This is a genomic window from Francisella opportunistica (assembly GCF_003347135.1).
Taxonomy (GTDB): domain Bacteria; phylum Pseudomonadota; class Gammaproteobacteria; order Francisellales; family Francisellaceae; genus Francisella; species Francisella opportunistica.
This window is the reverse complement of sequence record NZ_CP022377.1, coordinates 287479-303628: the sequence shown is the minus strand read 5'-3', so window position 1 is coordinate 303628 and position 16150 is coordinate 287479. Positions and strand designations below refer to the sequence as shown.

Here is a 16150-nt window from a genome sequence, read left to right as displayed (position 1 = left end):
TTGCTTTTGAGCTAAATTTCGCATTATTGATGTAAACTCAACTAAGAAATTAGGATCTTTCTCAATTTTAGCCTGATTAATCGTATAGCCTTGATAATATGTTGCTTTAATGTTTGTGCTGCCCACTTCCTAAATCTAGTACCCAAAACAGAGTTAATTCTATAACCAACTGATATTATTACATCTAAGTTATATTCTTTAACCTTTCTTTTAATAAGCTTTTACCCTCTTTTTGAACTTGTAAAGATTCCTTACAAGTTGAAATTTTAAGAGTATCAATATTATCACCAAAAGAGTTATTTCTCTTGAGATCCTGAAGCAAATCCATGAAGACGAACAAGATTTTTGTTTTTCTTCTGATAGAATGTCAGATCAGGTCATATATTATTCCCTAAGTTTACTTTAAGACCAAAATTTTGAAACGGTTGGAGTCTTGATCCCAATTCCCTTTGAGGTAACAAATATCATGTTACCACCGCATTTTAAAACAATTTGTTTTTTATTCTGTACAATCATACAATCTTCACTTGTATCAATATATTGCTGTGCTTGAGCTGGTGTTGCATTTGGTGATAATCCAATATTCTGGTTACTAGTCGCTAGCAAAATGCTTGGAATAAAAATTACCAGAACAATAAAACTTTTGAATAACTTCATAAACTATTTCTTTTTACGGTTCTTTTTCTTAGAGATTTTTGCTTGTTTAGATTTAGCTTTTTTCTGTTTAGCTATTCTAGACTGCTTAGCTTCAAACTTCTTCTGCTCTAGTAATCTTTTATAATTATCATAATCATCACGATAGAATCCGCTATTTGCTAAAAACTCAAATGCATTATCTAAATCACTCAAATTATTTCTGTCATAGATAGAAACATTACTTTTATCAAACATTCCTGAGCTATTAATATCGTCAAAATCATCCCTATCAAAAATACCAGTATCTTCAAGAGATAGATTATCAAAGGTTTTGAGCATTTTATCTTTTAGCTCATACATGTTTATATCTATCATATCGCACATAGCCAATGCTATCATTTCATCGTACTTAACATCTAAATCTAAGATTTTGGAAGAAATATTTATTATATCTCCTCTACTTATGTTTCCTAAAATATAAGCTAGAATCAAAGCATCATAAGCAGCATTTCTGATACTCCTAACCTTCACTTGCTCTGAAAACACTATATTCTCAATTTTCTTAAAATCACCATCACATGTTTGATAAAGTATATAACCTAAATACTCTGTAGTATAATCTCCCCAGTATCTATAGTTATCATCATCAGTTAAATTAAACACTTCAAAAATAAGCTCAAAAGCACCTATTGTTTTAAACTGTGTTAACAACATTAATATATATGCCAAATCTGGGGTTTGAGGAAAATAGCCACAATCTTTATACACATCAGATACTTCTTGAAACCTTGCTAAAAGCAAAGGTTCCATCTCTGCTTGACGCTCAACTATAGCCTCAATAAAAGGCTTAGCTAAATATATATTATCTTGATTTAAACCCGCCATTAAATCTTCAGCAGTAGCACTTCTTAAACTATCAGTTGAAACTATTTTTTTAATTATCTTTGCCCTATCAAGTTTAGCAAGTTCAAGCCTCTTAGATTGATTTGCAATATCTTTCTGACTTATAAAGGCATCTTCCAAAAAGTCATGATAATCAGCATCATCTCTTTGCATTTGTTCATAAGATTCTTTTAACTGCTCTGAAAACTCATCTTGTCTATCAGCTGCAAACTTAAAATCAAATAATTCTGATAAAGGTATATCAAAGGGATTGTCTAGACTTATATTTTCATCCGAACGTTTCAATATTTGGTTTATTACATCTATAATTTCATAAGGGTTTATTTCTCTTATGACCATAGCCATATTACTATGTAATACGTAAGCATTACTCTCACTTTCAACAACGTCTAGAAAAACATCTAAAAGTTCTTTTTTTGTAATTTCAGCATTATGATATTTATATATTAAAGCCTCCCAAACAGCTACTTTAACACTATCATATACCGTAAAATCTAAGACTAGCTTTTTTAACTTAGGTGCCGAAGTAGTATTGTATAGAGTAAGCACCAATTGACTTATAAAAATATCTTTAAATATTTCCTTACATGACGGTTCATCTAAAACATAGCATAGCTTCACCATAGCACTTTCTGCTTCATGTGCTTTCCACTGTGACAAAACCACTAAACTTGCTAAAAGCTGATTGATTTCTGCTGGTGTGGTAATTTTTGAAATATTATCGCTAGCATTTTCAATAACTGCTATAACTTCATTGAGGTGTTTGTCTTTATTAGCTATTACTTTATCAATATTTTCTTCTGAATATACTTGATCATTTTTGAGTAGTTGCATAACATTTTTTTGATAAACCTAATTTAGGAATATTATAACTCAAGAGGTATATTAAATGCATTATTCAATAACAAAATAAGAATATGGAAAGAGAAAAAAATCTTTAAGATAAAGGTTTAGAAATAATTACTTTTTCTTTTGTGGTGGAAGGTCTGTTGCAGTACCTTCAAAAACTTCTGTAGCCATCATTAAGCTTTCAGATAGAGTTGGATGTGGATGAACTGTAAGAGCGATATCTTCAGCATCACAACCCATTTCAATAGCTAAAGCAGATTCTGATATAAGCTCACCAGCGTTAGTACCAACTATAGAGGCACCAATAATTTTGTGGTTCTCATCAAATAGCACTTTTGTCATACCTTCTGATCTACCGATACTTAATGATCTACCACTAGCAGCCCAAGGGAATACACCCTTCTCATACTTAATACCTTTTGCTTTTGCAGAAGTTTCAGTTTCACCAACCCAAGCAACTTCTGGATCAGTATAAGCAACAGCTGGAATTACTAGAGGATCAAAGCTATGATTTAAACCAGAAATAACTTCAGCAGCAGTTCTTCCTTCTGGTACAGCTTTATGAGCAAGCATTGGCTGACCTATAATATCCCCTATTGCAAAAATATGCGGCACATTAGTGCGAAGCTGTTTATCTACAGGAATAAAACCTCTTTCATCAACTTTAACACCAGCCTTCTCAGCATTAATTAGCTTACCATTTGGCTTACGACCAATAGCCATAAGAACTCTATCATATCTTTCTTCTTTAGCTGAATGATCACCTTCCATAGTCACGTAGATACCATCTTTACGCGCATCCATAGCTGTAACAGCAGTTTTCAGGCGAACTTCATAACGCTTATTCATTTTTTCATAAGCTTTTACTATGTCTTTATCCACACCATTCATAAGCTGATCAGCAAATTCAACCACCGTAATCTTAGTACCTAGCTCAGAATAAACTTGAGCCATCTCAAGGCCAATAATTCCACCACCGACTACAAGCATAGTTTCTGGGATTTCTTTCATCTCAAGAGCACCAGTTGAATCGATGATTCTATCATCTTTTGGCACAAAAGGTAGATTAATAACACTAGAACCAGCAGCAATAATACAGTTATCAAAAGTTATTTTAGTTACTTTACCGTCAGTTCCTTCTACAGCAAGCTCTTTATCAGATGTAAATTTACCGTAACCTTGTACGATTTTAACTTTTCTCATAGCGGCCATACCTTTAAGACCACCTGTAAGCTTAGCTACAACATCATTCTTATACTTAAGAATTTTATCTTTGTTAACCTTCATATCGCCAATTTCAATGATTCCGTCAGCAGCTAAATGCCTAGCTTCATTGATAACTTTTGCAATATGTAATAATGCTTTAGATGGAATACAACCAACGTTTAGACATACACCACCAATATTTTCATATCTCTCAACCAAAGTTACTTCTAGTCCTAAATCAGCCGCTCTAAACGCTGCACTATATCCACCAGGACCACTTCCTAAAACTACTACTTGCGTTTTAATATCACTCATTATTTAAAACTCCGTTTACATTATGATTTCACGTAAATCAGATAATATCTGACAATATCTAGTTAAGAACTTAGCTGCTAATGCACCATCTATTACCCTATGATCTGTAGATAAAGATAGAGGCAACATAGTTCTTGGAATAAATTCTTTACCATTCCAAACTGGCTTAACTGCAGTTTTTGACACACCCATAATTGCTACTTCTGGCATATTAATAATTGGTGTAAATGCTGTAGTACCTAATACCCCAATACTTGAGATAGTAAATGTAGCACCAGCCATGTCTTTTGCACCAAGCTTACCATCACGAGCTTTACCTGCTAATTCCATAATATCTTTTGATATTTCAATGATACCTTTTTTATCAGCATCTTTAATTACTGGAACCATAAGACCAGCTGGAGTATCTGCAGCAAAACCAATGTTATAGTATTTCTTAACAATCAAATTCTCACCATCATTAGATAGAGAACTGTTAAATCTTGGAAATTCCTGCAATGCTACAGCTGCTGCTTTAACCAAGAATGATAAAGGCGTAATTTTTATACCCTTTTTCTCAGCAAATGCTTTTTTAGAACTTCTAAATTCTTCAAGGTCCGTAACATCTGCATCATCATAAAAAGTAACATGAGGAATTTTGACCCAATTTCTATGTAAGTTTTTAGCACTAATCTTATTGATACGTGATAACGGCTGGGTTTCAATTTCACCAAACTTAGCAAAATCTACTACTGGATCATCTAAAAGATCTAAACCATTACCACTAGCTGCCACCTTACCAGATTGAACTTGGCTAACAGCATTTTTGATATAGTTGTAGCAATCTTCTTTAGTTATACGACCCTTACGACCTGTAGCTTTAACTTTGCTTAGATCAACATTTAAAATTCGCGCTAACTTTCTCACTGCGGGAGACGCATGAGCATTAGAGTTATCTACGGCAGACTCATTTACTGAACTTGATGCTGGTGCTGGAGCGGCAGGTGTAGCAGCTTGCTGCTTAGGTGTCTCTTGCTTAGCAGCTGCAGGTTGCGAACTAGCTTGCGTTGGTGCTGAACCTTGTGTTTTAACTTTAAGGATTAGACTACCTTGTGAAACTTTATCACCAACTTTTGTGACTATCTCAACAACTTCACCAGCGACTGGAGATGGAACCTCCATACTAGCCTTATCTGTTTCTAAGGTTACTAAAGAATCTTCCTCTTCAACTTTATCACCAACATTTACAGATACTTCGATAACATCAACATTATCATAATCACCGATATCTGGAACTTCTACATTTACAACTTCTTCTGTTGTTTGAGCAGTCACCGGCTGTTGAGTTTGCTCTATTGCTGAAGCTGATGCACTAGCACCAGTCTCAACTTTAAGGATTAGACTACCTTGCGAAACTTTATCACCAACCTTTGTAACAACTTCAACAACTTTACCTGCAACTGGAGATGGAACTTCCATACTTGCCTTATCTGTTTCTAGTGTGATTAGTGAATCCTCTTCTGCTACCTCATCACCTACTTTTACAGATACCTCAATCACATCAACACTATCATAATCGCCAATATCTGGAACTTCAACATCGATAATTTGACTCGCTGCAGCTGCTGCAGGAGCTTGGCTAGTTGATTGTGGTTGTGATTGCGTAGCAGCAGCTTGATCACTACTGCCCTCAACCTCAACTTCCATTATTGCAGTTCCTTGTGAAACTTTATCACCAACTTTTACAGTTAATTTAGTGATTTTACCTGCAACTGGAGATGGAACCTCCATACTTGCCTTATCTGTTTCTAACGTAATTAGTGAATCTTCTTCAGCGATAACATCACCTTCAGCGACATTAACCTCGATTACATCAACGTTATCATAATCCCCAATATCAGGGACTTTAACTATCTCTATAGACATTAATATCTCCTTACCAATTAGCTATACAATGGTGCCATACGCTCTGGATCTATATTGTACTTCTCAATCGCAGCCTTAACCTCGCTAGCTTCAACTTTGCCATCTAGACATAGCGCATATAATGAAGCAACAACGACATGGTATCTATCGACCTCAAAGAAACTTCTTAGCGCTGCACGAGTATCAGATCTACCAAAACCATCAGTACCTAGGTTTACAAATGTATGTGGTATAAACTCTCTTAGCTGATCGGTATACAACTTGATATAGTCAGTAGAAGCAACTACAGGACCTTGTTCATTCTTAAAGCACTTCTCAATATAGCTTTCTTTTTTCTCAGCAGTTGGATGAAGCATATTAGTTCTAGCCACATCTTTAGCTTCTCTGTAAAGCTCGTTTGCTGAAGTCATGCTCCAAATATTAGAAGTAATACCATACTCTTCTTTTAACATCTTAGCTGCAACTTCAACTTCTCTTAGGATAGAGCCTGAACCTAATAACTGCACATGTTTAGCTGCTGGATTTTTCTCTTCTTCTAACTTATATAGGCCCTTGATAATACCCTCTTGACAATCTTCCGGCATTGCTCTATGAGAGTAGTTTTCATTCATTACGGTGATATAGTAATATACATGATCACCATCAACATACATTCTCTTCATACCTTTGTCAAGAATTACAGCTAATTCATAAGCATACGTAGGATCATAAGATATACAGTTAGGTATAAGACCAGCTTGGATATGGCTGTGACCATCCTCGTGCTGCAGACCTTCACCATTTAGAGTTGTACGCCCTGATGTTCCACCTATAACAAAACCTTTTGCCATAGAATCACCAGCCGCCCATGCAAGATCACCAAATCTTTGGAAACCAAACATCGAGTAGTAAATCATGAAAGGAATCATTGGCACCTTATGCACGCTATATGAAGTAGCTGCTGCGATCCAAGAACAAAAACCGCCTTGCTCGTTAATACCTTCTTGCAAGATCTGGCCATCTTTAGCTTCTTTGTAGAACATCACTTGCTGCTTATCTTCTGGTACATATTGCTGGCCTTGCGGATTATAGATACCTAGTTGTCTAAATAATCCTTCCATACCGAAAGTACGCGACTCATCAACTGTGATTGGTACAATGTGCTTACCGATTTGCTTATCTTTTGCCAAATGCGATAAGATTCTCACAAATGCGGTAGTGGTTGAGAATTCTCTGTCGCCACTATCATCTAGCAGACTCTTAGCAAAATCTTTGTAACTTGGGATTTCTAGAGGTTGTTTATTCTCTAATCTTTTAGGAATATAGCCACCTAATTCTTTTCTCTTAGAGTGTAGATATTTCATCTCTGGAGAGTTTTTATCTAACGTGATAAGTCTGTAGTTTTCAACATCTTCTTTAGTTGCAGGCACATCAAATCTATTTTTGATATGCTCAAGTGCATCAGTATCAAGCTTTTTAACGTTGTGGGCGATATTTTTAGACTCTCCCCACTCACCTAAGCCATAGCCTTTAACAGTCATAGGTAAGATAAGAGTTGGACGGCCATTTGCATTTTCTACAGCTTTTTTATATGCAGCATAAATTTTTAGTGGATCATGACCACCACGACGCAGCGCAGTAAGATCCTCATTTGTCATATCTTTAGCTAGAGCTTCTAAGTCTTCATCTCCGCTAAAGACTACCGATCTACATTCTGCCCCACCATGTGCTTTAATAGTATGCATCTGACCATCATTTAATGAGCTTAATCTTTCTTGTAACTTTTTGCCTGCTTTTGGATCATTTAATAATTTATCCCAATCACTACTCCACAGTACTTTGATAACATTCCAGCCTGCACCCATAAACACATCTGCAAGCTCTTCTACAATATTACCATTACCATTTACAAGCCCATCTAACCTTTGTAGGTTACAGTTAACTACAAATATAAGATTATCTAAACCTTCACGACCGGCTCTAGTGATAGAACCGATTGACTCTGGCTCATCCATCTCACCATCACCACAGAAAGCCCAAACTCTACGATCAGAAGTTTTAGCTAGCCCTCTTGCCTCTAGATACTTCATAAATCTAGCTTGATAAATGGCTTGCAGAGGACCAAGTCCCATAGACACTGTAGGGAACTGCCAATAAGTAGGCTGTAAATAAGGATGAGGATAAGAAGACACAGCATTTTGTCCATTAAATGCTTGTTTTCTAAAGTTTTCTAATTGTTCTGCAGTTATTCTACCCTCCAAGAATGAACGCGCATAAACTATTGGAGAAAGGTGTCCTTGGTAAAAAATTAAATCACCTGCATGATTTTCATTTGGAGCTTTCCAAAAGTGGTTAAAACCAACTTCATATAGAGTCATAGCACCAGCACCAGTACCAATGTGGCCACCTATTGAACCATCTTTTTTGTTAGCATGTGCTACGATAACAGTTGAATTCCATCTATTTATAGCTTCAATCTTTTGCTCAAGCTCAATATCACCAGGATAACTAGGCTGTTCAGAAACATCTATAGAGTTAACATATTTTTTGATTTTAGCTGTCGCATAAGCATTCTCAACACCAAGCTCAGAACCTTTATTTAACAATTGTTCAACCAAAAACTTAGCTCTATCAACACCTTCTCTTTTAATGACATCTTCAAAGGCCTCAAGCCATTCTTGGGTCTCTAAAACATCAATATCTTTAGTAAAATCCGACATCCTTTATCCTCCGAATTAATCGAATATTAACGAAATTAAAACTTACTGCCCGATTATAAGCCAATAGATAGACAACATCAACCAGTAACAAGCTTGTTAACTATTAATATGTATTTAATTATAATCTTGTAAAATTTTATTAACAACTTCAATAATCTCAAAGATTGCTATAAGTCTAGATATTTTCGCTAAAACAATTAGTTTATAGAGTCTTTTATCTCAATTAAAATCCAAGCTTTAAAATTATCAACTCTCAACAAGCACTTCATCCAAGCTTAGTAAACGTCCATCAAAACAGACCTCCTGAGGCGTTGAGATTATTATTTGATACTTACAAAACCAATGAAAGATCAAATTTCTGCCAATTTATCTTGTTACAGAAATAGTAATTTAAAATCATCCAAAATTATAAATTTATTATAAAGACTTAAATTTTTTTTCTTATTTGTAGATCAAGTTACCACTACTAAAGTAAACTCTCTATGGTTTAGGTTAATATATTTATAACAGATAATCAATATTGTCTTGGTTATCAAATGCATCTAAAACAAAATCGAAATCCATTGAAAAAGCAATAACTTTAAAGACTTCAGCAAGCTTGTGATTAAGTAGTAAGTCTTTTATATCATTGCTGTATTTCAACTGCTGATTTGTATTTAAACGTTTTGATATATCACTAAAGACTCGAGAAATACCAGCTCTTTTGAGAAAGTTTGCTTGCGTCATATAGCCATCAAGTTGAAAACCTACTTCAACTGCTGCTTCAGTGACAGTTGTAAAATCGACATGTGCAGTAATATCCTGCTTGCCAATATTTATAAATGGTTCAAAGTTAACATGATGCTGATGGTAACATGCTAAAGTACCCATATACCGTTGTTGTGAATAATACAGAGCTCTGTGGTAGCCATAATCGCATAAGAAAACTATACCCTGCGATAAAAACTTACCTAAAGAACTAATCCATGGTCTTATCCATGTGTTTAATTCACTTGTATAACCATCATCAAAGGTGATGCCGTCATCTAGAAGTCTAATTGATTCATACTCAAAGCGGACATCATTTTGTGGCATATCAGAGAATTCAAAGGTATCCCCTGTAACAATAACACCCTGCTGTATTAGAGTATTATTTTTAGCTCTAAAAACATCCACAGGCATTGCATCTAAAAGCTCGTTTGCAAAGACAATAGCCTTAATCTTTTGCTCAGGTAGTTTATCAAGCCAAACAAACCTACCATATAAATGAGGTAAATTTTTCTTGATATATTGCTGCTGCCTTGATCTAAGATCATTACTTAACTCTAAGATTATGTAATGTTTGGGTAGAACTGCTAAATTCTCAAGCTCATCGATACAATCCGCAGCAAACTTACCATTACCTGCACCAAATTCGATAATATTACAATCATCACCAAGCTCAGAAAGTATTAAGGCAAACTGTCTAGCAAAAGTCCGCGCAAATAGTGAGGTCTGTGATGTAGCAGTGACAAAATCGCCTTGAGAGGAGATTTTTTCTTTTACTCCAGAATAATAGCCCAATTGAGGGTAATATAGAGCCATCTGCATAAAATCTCTAAATGGTAACGGCTGTTTAGATGATTTTATCCGCTCTAGGATAATATTTTTAAGCGACACAGAAATATCAATTTATAATAAAAACTATAGTTATTTTAAGCTCAAAATGTATTTTATTCAAAAAAGATATGACTTTCTAAAAAAAAAATATTAAAATTTGTGCTCAAATAATTTTTTACAAGCAAGTTGTAGATGAATTTTATAAACACTTATCCAATTGGTATAACTGGTGGTATTGCAAGTGGTAAATCAACAGCAACAAGAATTCTCAAAGAGAAAATGAATTTAAATGTTGTATGTGCAGATACCATAAGTAGAGAAATCACTAAAAAACCTTCAGTCATAAAAAAGATAGCTGAAAAATTTGGTAATGAAGTAATAATGAATAAGCAGATAAACAGAGCGATGCTTAGAGCTATTATTACAGAGTCTAAAGAGGCTAAAAAATGGTTAGAAGATTATTTACACCCAGTAATCAACAAAGAGATAACAAAACAATTAAAAGAGTCTGACTCTGTTATGACAATTGTTGACATCCCACTACTAGGACCATACAACTTTCGTCACTATGACTATCTAAAAAAAGTAATAGTTATCAAAGCAGATCTTGAAACTAGAATTAGAAGACTAATGGAGCGCGATGGCAAAAATAGACAACAAGCTGTTGCTTTTATCAATCTACAAATATCTGATAAAGAAAGAGAAAAAATCGCTGACTTTGTCATAGATAATACTGAACTAAGTGATCAAGAATTAGAAAATAAATTAATTGCAACAATTAATGACATAACAAACTTGACTAACTAAAGATAAGGCTATATAATATGGCTCAAATCTTGCACCCATAGCTCAACTGGATAGAGTACTCGGCTACGAACCGAGCGGTTAGGGGTTCGAATCCCTTTGGGTGTGCCATGTTTCAAAAATTTGCGGGAATAGCTCAGTGGTAGAGCACAACCTTGCCAAGGTTGGGGTCGCGAGTTCGAGCCTCGTTTCCCGCTCCATTAATTTAGAATAAATTTTCTTATTTTTAATAACTCTTGTATGCTACAATTTATACCAGTTTAAGCTATAAATTAATCTATTTTATAACCAGTAGGATCAAGATGTCACAAAAAATAATTTTGACTGGTGTTACTCCATCAGGGACACCACATTTAGGTAATTATATTGGTGCTATCAAACCAGCGATAGAAATGATTAACAATGGGGCGTATAAATGTATGTACTTTATTGCTGATCAACATTCATTAATCAAGCTTTGGGATAGAAAATTACGCCAGCAATATATTCATGAAATAGCTTCATCTTGGTTAGCACTTGGACTTGACCCAGATAAAGCTTATTTCTATCGTCAGTCAGATATCCCTGAGATAATGGAACTAACTTGGATTATCAGTACAACTACTGCTAAAGGTTTGCTTAATCGTGCTCATGCATATAAGGCTTTAGTTGATCAGAATCTTCAAGAGGAGAATACCGACCCGGATAAAGGTATAACTATGGGGTTATTTAACTACCCTGTACTTATGGCTGCGGATATTCTTATGTTTGATGCAGATCTAGTTCCTGTGGGTAAAGATCAAATCCAACATATAGAAATAGCTCGAGATATTGCTAACCGTTTCAATCACATTTACCAAAAACTAGTTCTCAAAGCACCACAAGCTCTAACAAGTGAGAGTAGCCAAACGATACTTGGTTTAGATGGTCGTAAAATGTCAAAAAGCTACGATAATACTATAGCTATTTTCTCAACCGAGAAGAAACTTAGAAAACAAGTGATGAAAATCATTACAAATTCTCAAACACCTGAAGAGAAAAAAGATCCAAATAATTGTACTATCTTTGCAATATATAAAAGTATTGCTAACCAAACAGAGATAACCTCACTAGAAGAGAAATACTTAGCAGGTGGATTTGGCTGGGGAGATGCCAAGCAAATACTTTTTGAGAAAATAAATGAGTATCTAGCAGATGCCAGAGAGAAATATGACTATTATATAAATAATCCTAAAATTGTTGATGATATTCTTAGCCAAGGAGCTGCAAAAGTACGCCCTTTTGCAAAAAATAAACTCAAAGAAGTCAAAGATATCATAGGAATGTAAAATGCAAAAGTTAGATAATATAATTATTGCTAACTACAGCATTCATTCTTTAGCTCTTATATGCTGGGCAAAGCAAAATTTATCAGGTAACTTCTGTGTCTTATCTGTAGATACAGGATTTGCCGCCGCTAACTGGAGTAATTATTTAACAGCAGTTTTTGACTGGCTAACAAAAGAAAATATCAGCCACTTTCATTTAAAGTCAGAAAATACTTTCCAACAACTAGTTTTAGCGCGTAAGCAATTTCCATCGCAAAAGTTTAGTTGGTGTGCTGGTTTTCTAAAAGGTATAACTCTACTCAATAAAATCGATGAGCTTGATACTGATGGCAATGTCACTATCTTACTTAGTCATCGTAAAAATATGTCTACTGTCTCACAGCTTTTAAAAAACATAGATGAAGAAGAAAGATATGATTATAGACCTTTAGCATATCCTTTACTAAATCATAGCTACGAAGACATTCTTGATTTAACCAGAGAATTACCGTTTGAGCCAACCAAACACAGTCTTGAGTGCCAACCATGTATACATTTAACACAACAGCAGTTTAAATTATTAACTAAACAAGATATTGACAAAGTAACTGATTTAGAAGTTAAAACAAACAGATTTATGTTTGGAGATCTACCTTTTAATAAGTTAAGTGATGGTTTCTTTACACAAAAGAATTTATTAGAAGAGTTATCAAAAGCATGCAGTTGGGAATACAGCTGTGGCTTATAGGGAATTATTATGAGTGAATATTTTTTATTTAGTTTGCTAACTGTTGTAGCAGCATTGATGAGTTACATTAACACTAAGTTTCTAAAGTTACCCAAGGCAATAGGCTTAACAATTCTCTCAATAACCTTTTCGGCACTGTGCGCTTCTTTTTTAAGCTCATCGAATTTTTTAGTAGTTGCTTTATCAAGTTTTGATTTCAAAAAAACAGTTCTTGATGGAATGCTATCTTTCTTATTATTTGCCAATGCACTACATTTTAATATGATTGATCTAAAAAAAGAGCTAAAAGCCATATTTGGACTTGCAAGCATTGGTCTATTATTATCAGCGCTTACAACTGCTATATTAATTTATGGCTTCTGTCTATTGGTAGGTTTTGATATCAGCTTAGGCTATTGCTTAGTCTTCGGTGCATTAATCTCTCCTACTGACCCTATTGCTGTAATTAGTACTCTTGCTGGCAACAAATCTATACCTAAACATATCAAAACCCGTGTAGTTGGTGAGTCATTATTTAATGATGCTACAGGTATTGTCCTTTTCGTAGTAATGTCAAATATCTTTTTCTTTGGTAGTGGTGGTGAATTTGGGCAAGCTATTAATGGTCACGGGATTGAATATGTTTGGATAATAGCTAAACAAATTGGTTCAGAAGCTGGTGGAGGAATACTGCTTGGTTATATCTTTGCTAGAGTCGCACTTATATTTTTAAAAACTAATCAAGACTCTGAAACTTCAATTTTTGTAACCCTAGCTGTAGCAAGCATGGGGTATGTAATCGCTCATAGCTTACATGTATCAGGCCCTATTGCCATGGTCGTTGCTGGTTTATTCATCGGTAATAATCTTTCTGACCGTAAAAAAACCTCACCAGATCAAATAGAAAAGCTCGATAACTTTTGGATGGTTATTGATAATATGCTTAATTCTTTCTTATTTATACTAATAGGTCTAGAGTTAACTAGCATACCATTTAATCATGGTGCTTTTTGGGTTGGTGCTGCTGGTATATTTATTGTGACATTCGCTAGGTTAATTAGTATATCAATACCAATCACTGTAATTGATAAAAAGCTTACACGAGCATCAGCTAGAGATAATTTACTCGTAGCGTGGTCTGGGGTTAGAGGAGGTATATCCCTAGCTTTGGCTTTATCATTACCTGATGAAGGTAATGTTATAGTCAGTATTACATATACTGTAGTTATCTTATCAATACTCGCTCAAGGTTCTACTTTGAAAATAGTTCTAAATATGATTTATCCTCACAATATTACTAAGAAAGCTGCAAATACAGTAGATAACTAATAAATTTATTATTTGTATTTATGTTTATAATAAGCATCACCTAAGTATTTGTCTAATTAATTATCAACCTGTATTGCTTGTGGCATTGAGCTTTTAGGTCTACACGGATTAAAACAAGAGACTGATTAATAGACTCCTTGTTTGGTCATTTAGGTTTGTTAATTTAAGTATAACAACTTGCTCTTTGAAGCATCACTGCTCCAGCAAGCGAGTCCCTTTAATCAGTCTTTAAGATATTGATGACCAATATCAGTATAAATTAAGAATGTTACTGTTTTAAGATAAAATATATTTTTTTGATTTATGTTATTTAGTACAATTTAAAATTACAATTTTTGATAAAAAGTAATATATGTTGAATAAGCATAAGAATAGTAAAAAAATATTGTCTCTAGCTATTTCAGTGATACTTATTCTTATAGCTATATTCAATTTATTTTTCTTATATATTTCATATGCTTATTATCTAAATACACAAATATACAGATCTATAAATATAATCACTGATTTGAGCTACTCTTTCTATGATGAGTTAGTAGATAATAAATATATTAATTCAAAATTTAACACTATATATAGTATAGATAAAAGCTCAGCAGAAGTAACATATACTATAAGCACTAAGCCTAAAAATGATTTGGTTATAAAGCTTTTTGATACTAAAGCTAACCATGAACTACAAAGAAAAAAAGTCGAAAAATATACTGGAAACCACAGCATTATAAAAGATATATCTATCTGCTATCCTAAATACGATAGATGTTTTAACATTCATATTAAAAGTAGAGCTAAATTTTATCTATATTACATTTCATTATTATTATCGATAATAATATCAATCTTCTTTCCTTTATATATAATATATAGTCAATCTTTACTGTTTAGTCTAATTAGGTTCAAAAAGATACTAAAAATAGTCGATAGTGAGATAAAAGACTTTTCTCTTTTTGCTCCTAAAAATATTCAACTTATTCCAAAAACTATTTTTAAAGTTATACTTTCTCTAAAAAAAGAAATAAGAAATAGAGTTTTTACTCTAAATGCGATTTCTCATGATTTAAAAACTCCTCTTACAAAGGCTAAACTATTGATAGAGAATAAATATTCTGATAATTCATTAATTCTTAAATATTTTGATGATATAGAATACCTTTTCTCTCAGATATCTACTTATAACAAAAAGTGTAATAAAAAAGTTGAGTTTATTAAAACAGATATTGTAAATTTTGCAGAATGCTTATGTGAGGATTATGAAGTTTATGGTTGTGTAAATTTCTCTTCATCAATTGATGAAGGAATTGTGTATATTCAAATCAAAGAAATGAAAAGAGCTTTTTCAAATATAATCAATAATGCTATTAAATACGCTGGTTGTGTTGATATTGCTATCTCGCGTAAACAAGAGTTTATAGAGGTGACATTTACTGATACAGGACCAGGTGTTAAAGAAGCTGATCTCAATAAAATATGGCAACCTTTTTTTCGCTCGGATATAGCTAGAAATAGTGATATACCTGGTACAGGGCTAGGCTTATGTATCGTAAAAAAAATATTTGAAGCTAATAATGTCCAAGTATCTATCGAAAACAATAAACCACATGGTTTAAAAGTGACTACTAAATTTAAAGATCAAACTTATTAAATAATTTGATTACATATAAATTTTGGCTAATTCACACACTGAGTTTAGAATATTTTTATATCTAAGTTTATAAAGATTATTTTAGCTAGATTATAAAAGATATTTTGACAACTTGCTTTTGAATTTGTTGAAGTCCCCAATAAACTTTTCACTGTTAAATTGACTTTCTTCTGCTTAGTAAACTTAGCTGTTTAGCTCAAAAAATACAAAAGTAATAAAGTGCTTACAATTTTTTGCAATATTGAACACCTATTAACATTATTTTCAATAC

General features: G+C 33.5%; 13 protein-coding genes and 2 tRNA genes. 7 read left to right on the top strand and 8 right to left on the bottom strand.

All coding sequences use genetic code 11. The features are described 5' to 3' along the window. Positions 1-41 precede the first annotated feature (41 nt). The 8 genes from CGC45_RS09260 to CGC45_RS01460 form a co-directional block, all read right to left on the bottom strand. The gene (locus CGC45_RS09260) at positions 42-158 is read right to left on the bottom strand and encodes a hypothetical protein (protein ID WP_232310112.1); all 117 of its coding nucleotides are present in this window, start codon (positions 156-158) and stop codon (positions 42-44) included. 26 nt (positions 159-184) lie between these two features. Next, the gene (locus CGC45_RS08980; RefSeq protein WP_162790168.1) at positions 185-328 is read right to left on the bottom strand and encodes a hypothetical protein; all 144 of its coding nucleotides are present in this window, start codon (positions 326-328) and stop codon (positions 185-187) included. A gap of 74 nt (positions 329-402) precedes the next feature. After that, the gene (locus CGC45_RS01485) at positions 403-657 is read right to left on the bottom strand and encodes a hypothetical protein (protein ID WP_071628639.1); all 255 of its coding nucleotides are present in this window, start codon (positions 655-657) and stop codon (positions 403-405) included. A 3-nt stretch (positions 658-660) separates the two neighbouring features. Beyond that, complete coding sequence (locus CGC45_RS01480; RefSeq protein WP_071628638.1) at positions 661-2373, bottom strand: DUF1186 domain-containing protein; 1713 nt, start codon at positions 2371-2373, stop codon at positions 661-663. 126 nt (positions 2374-2499) lie between these two features. After that, positions 2500-3909, bottom strand: coding sequence for a dihydrolipoyl dehydrogenase (lpdA, locus tag CGC45_RS01475; protein WP_071628637.1), 1410 nt, complete (start codon positions 3907-3909; stop codon positions 2500-2502). 15 nt (positions 3910-3924) lie between these two features. After that, positions 3925-5814 (bottom strand): pyruvate dehydrogenase complex dihydrolipoyllysine-residue acetyltransferase, encoded by a 1890-nt coding sequence (gene aceF / locus CGC45_RS01470; protein WP_071628636.1) that lies wholly within the window; start codon positions 5812-5814, stop codon positions 3925-3927. 17 nt (positions 5815-5831) lie between these two features. Next, complete coding sequence (aceE, locus tag CGC45_RS01465; protein ID WP_071628635.1) at positions 5832-8513, bottom strand: pyruvate dehydrogenase (acetyl-transferring), homodimeric type; 2682 nt, start codon at positions 8511-8513, stop codon at positions 5832-5834. Between the two features lie 501 nt (positions 8514-9014). Further along, entirely contained in the window at positions 9015-10151 is a 1137-nt protein-coding gene (locus tag CGC45_RS01460) for a class I SAM-dependent methyltransferase (protein ID WP_071628634.1), read from the bottom strand. 132 nt (positions 10152-10283) lie between these two features. On the opposite strand from CGC45_RS01460, the gene coaE reads away from it, so the two are divergent. The 7 genes from coaE (at position 10284) to CGC45_RS01425 (ending at position 15879) form a co-directional block, all read left to right on the top strand. After that, positions 10284-10898, top strand: a complete 615-nt coding sequence (gene coaE, locus CGC45_RS01455) for a dephospho-CoA kinase (RefSeq protein ID WP_071628633.1) — start codon at positions 10284-10286, stop codon at positions 10896-10898. A gap of 31 nt (positions 10899-10929) precedes the next feature. Then, a tRNA-Arg gene (locus CGC45_RS01450) sits at positions 10930-11006 on the top strand. A gap of 14 nt (positions 11007-11020) precedes the next feature. Continuing rightward, positions 11021-11095 (top strand) — tRNA-Gly (locus tag CGC45_RS01445). A 102-nt stretch (positions 11096-11197) separates the two neighbouring features. Continuing rightward, complete coding sequence (gene trpS / locus CGC45_RS01440; RefSeq protein WP_071628632.1) at positions 11198-12202, top strand: tryptophan--tRNA ligase; 1005 nt, start codon at positions 11198-11200, stop codon at positions 12200-12202. Position 12203: 1 nt separating this feature from the next. Beyond that, positions 12204-12929 carry a hypothetical protein gene (locus CGC45_RS01435; RefSeq protein ID WP_071628631.1) on the top strand — a complete coding sequence of 242 codons (726 nt, stop codon included), beginning with the start codon at positions 12204-12206 and terminating at the stop codon, positions 12927-12929. A gap of 9 nt (positions 12930-12938) precedes the next feature. Then, the gene (locus CGC45_RS01430) at positions 12939-14237 is read left to right on the top strand and encodes a cation:proton antiporter (protein WP_071628630.1); all 1299 of its coding nucleotides are present in this window, start codon (positions 12939-12941) and stop codon (positions 14235-14237) included. Between the two features lie 352 nt (positions 14238-14589). Further along, positions 14590-15879 carry a sensor histidine kinase gene (locus CGC45_RS01425; protein WP_071628629.1) on the top strand — a complete coding sequence of 430 codons (1290 nt, stop codon included), beginning with the start codon at positions 14590-14592 and terminating at the stop codon, positions 15877-15879. Positions 15880-16150 lie beyond the last annotated feature (271 nt).

Excerpts from the sequence above, each read along its gene's own strand:
- CGC45_RS08980 (WP_162790168.1), bottom strand. The coding sequence starts at position 328 with ATGGATTTGCTTCAGGATCTCAAGAGAAATAACTCTTTTGGTGATAAT.
- CGC45_RS01485 (WP_071628639.1), bottom strand. The coding sequence starts at position 657 with ATGAAGTTATTCAAAAGTTTTATTGTTCTGGTAATTTTTATTCCAAGC.
- CGC45_RS01480 (WP_071628638.1), bottom strand. The coding sequence starts at position 2,373 with ATGCAACTACTCAAAAATGATCAAGTATATTCAGAAGAAAATATTGAT.
- lpdA (WP_071628637.1), bottom strand. The coding sequence starts at position 3,909 with ATGAGTGATATTAAAACGCAAGTAGTAGTTTTAGGAAGTGGTCCTGGT.
- aceF (WP_071628636.1), bottom strand. The coding sequence starts at position 5,814 with ATGTCTATAGAGATAGTTAAAGTCCCTGATATTGGGGATTATGATAAC.
- aceE (WP_071628635.1), bottom strand. The coding sequence starts at position 8,513 with ATGTCGGATTTTACTAAAGATATTGATGTTTTAGAGACCCAAGAATGG.
- coaE (WP_071628633.1), top strand. The coding sequence starts at position 10,284 with ATGAATTTTATAAACACTTATCCAATTGGTATAACTGGTGGTATTGCA.
- trpS (WP_071628632.1), top strand. The coding sequence starts at position 11,198 with ATGTCACAAAAAATAATTTTGACTGGTGTTACTCCATCAGGGACACCA.
- CGC45_RS01435 (WP_071628631.1), top strand. The coding sequence starts at position 12,204 with ATGCAAAAGTTAGATAATATAATTATTGCTAACTACAGCATTCATTCT.
- CGC45_RS01430 (WP_071628630.1), top strand. The coding sequence starts at position 12,939 with ATGAGTGAATATTTTTTATTTAGTTTGCTAACTGTTGTAGCAGCATTG.
- CGC45_RS01425 (WP_071628629.1), top strand. The coding sequence starts at position 14,590 with ATGTTGAATAAGCATAAGAATAGTAAAAAAATATTGTCTCTAGCTATT.